The sequence below is a fragment of the Mesorhizobium sp. M7A.F.Ca.US.006.04.2.1 genome, assembly GCF_004022915.1.
Taxonomy (GTDB): Bacteria; Pseudomonadota; Alphaproteobacteria; order Rhizobiales; family Rhizobiaceae; genus Mesorhizobium; species Mesorhizobium ciceri.
This window is the reverse complement of the sequence record NZ_RZQA01001001.1, coordinates 1-2,035: the sequence shown is the minus strand read 5'-3', so window position 1 is coordinate 2,035 and position 2,035 is coordinate 1. Positions and strand designations below refer to the sequence as shown.

The 2,035-nt window shown below is 65.3% G+C and carries 1 protein-coding gene; it reads left to right on the top strand.

Annotated features, from left to right (window positions below):
* Positions 1–2,035: VCBS domain-containing protein (locus tag EN925_RS33395; RefSeq protein ID WP_206633068.1), on the top strand; the 2,035-nt coding region annotated here is incomplete at both ends.

Below are 2,035 nucleotides of genomic sequence, written 5' to 3'. Positions count from 1 at the left end.
GTCGGCATTGCTGCCGCCGACCGCCTTGCAGTTTGGGCTTCTGGATCGCCGCGAACTGTTCCCGTCCATCGTCGACAGGCCGGTTTCAGTGGTGGCCACGTCACTGCTTGCCCCGACCGAAGCGGCCAGTGAGACCGGCCTCGATGGCAACCAGACACAATCGCCCGGCAGCGACGCGCCAAGCAATTCCGAAACTTCAGGCATCGGAACGATCAGCATCGACGCACCGGATGGAATCGGGTCGATCGTTATCAACGGTGTCGCCGTCACCGGCGTCGGCCAGCAGATTCCTGGCGATTTCGGCTTTCTGACGATTGTCTCCTACAATCCGAGCACCGGCGCCATCGAATATAACTACACGGTGACCGAATCGGTCACTCATCCCGAGCACACGAACGGATTCGATCCCAACGACACGGTTCCGGACAATTTCAGCATCACTGTCACGGACGTCGACGGCGATTCGGCCAGCACCACCTTTGCCGTCGCCATCGTCGACGACGTGCCGACCGCGGTTGCCGATACGGACAGCGTGACGGAAGACGGCGCGACGGTCGCGGACGGCAACGTGATCACGGCCAGCGGCGGCGCGGACGCGAATGTGACGGACGGCGTCGCCGACGTTAAGGGCGCGGACGGGGCGACGGTAACGGGCGTCGAGGCAGGCACGGTCACATCGGCCTCGGGCCATGTCGGGTCGGCCGTGGCGGGCAGTTACGGTTCGATCACGATCGATGCGGACGGCCACTACAGCTACACGCTGAACAACGGCGCTGCGGCGGTCCAGGCGCTGACCACCGGCCAGCATCTGACGGACACGTTCACGTATACGCTGACCGATGGCGACGGCGACACCTCGACGACAACGGTCGAGATCACCATCAACGGCACCAACGACGTGCCGCAGGTCGTCGTTGACCAGGGCAACCCGGCCGGCGCGCATGATCAGGTCTATGAAGCAGGTCTGGCGGCGGGTTCGGCGGCCGGCGACGGCAGCACGGTTGCGACAGGCACCTTCACGGTGTCGGACGCCGACGGGCTCGACGACGTGCAGAGCGTCACCATCGGCGGCGTCACGGTTGCCATTGGCAGCCTTAACGGTTCGGTCTTCCAGGGCGACCACGGCACGCTGCTGATCACCGGCTACAACCCGGCAACCGGCGTTGCTGCCTATCAGTACACGCTGACCAGCCCGACCACGGACGTTCCCGCAGTCACCGAGACCGACAGCTTCTCGCTCACCGTTTCGGACGGCACCTCGTCGTCGGCTCCGGCAGCCATCGTCATCGACATCGTCGACGACGTGCCCAATGCGGTCGACGACACCAACAGCATCAGCGAGGACGCGCTCTCGCCGGTCAACGGCAATGTGCTGACCAACGACCTGCATGCCAACAACCAGCCGGGCGCCGACACGCCGACGAGCTTCATCAGCTGGGATGGCTCGACGACGGGCGCGCACGGCACCTTCGTGGCCAATCCCGACGGCACCTACACCTATACGCTCAACAACGCCGATCCGGCGGTGCAGGCGCTGGACGCCGGCCAGACGCTGACCGAGACCTTCAACTACACGATGAAGGATGCCGACGGCGAGACCGATACGGCAACGCTGACCATCACCATCAACGGCACCAACGACGTGCCGCAGATCGTCGTCGACCAGGGCAACCCGGCCGGCGCGCATGACCAGGTCTATGAAGCAGGTCTGGCGGCGGGTTCGGCGGCCGGCGACGGCAGCACGGTTGCAACAGGCACCTTCACGGTGTCGGACGCCGACGGGCTCGACGACGTGCAGAGCGTCACCATCGGCGGCGTCACGGTTGCCATTGGCAGCCTCAACGGTTCGGTCTTCCAGGGCGACCACGGCACGCTGCTGATCACCGGCTACAACCCGGCAACCGGCGTTGCTGCCTATCAGTACACGCTGACCAGCACGACGACGGACGTTCCGGCAGTCACCGAGACCGACAGCTTCTCGCTCACCGTCTCTGACGGCACCTCGTCGTCGGCCCCGGCGGCCATCGTCATCGAC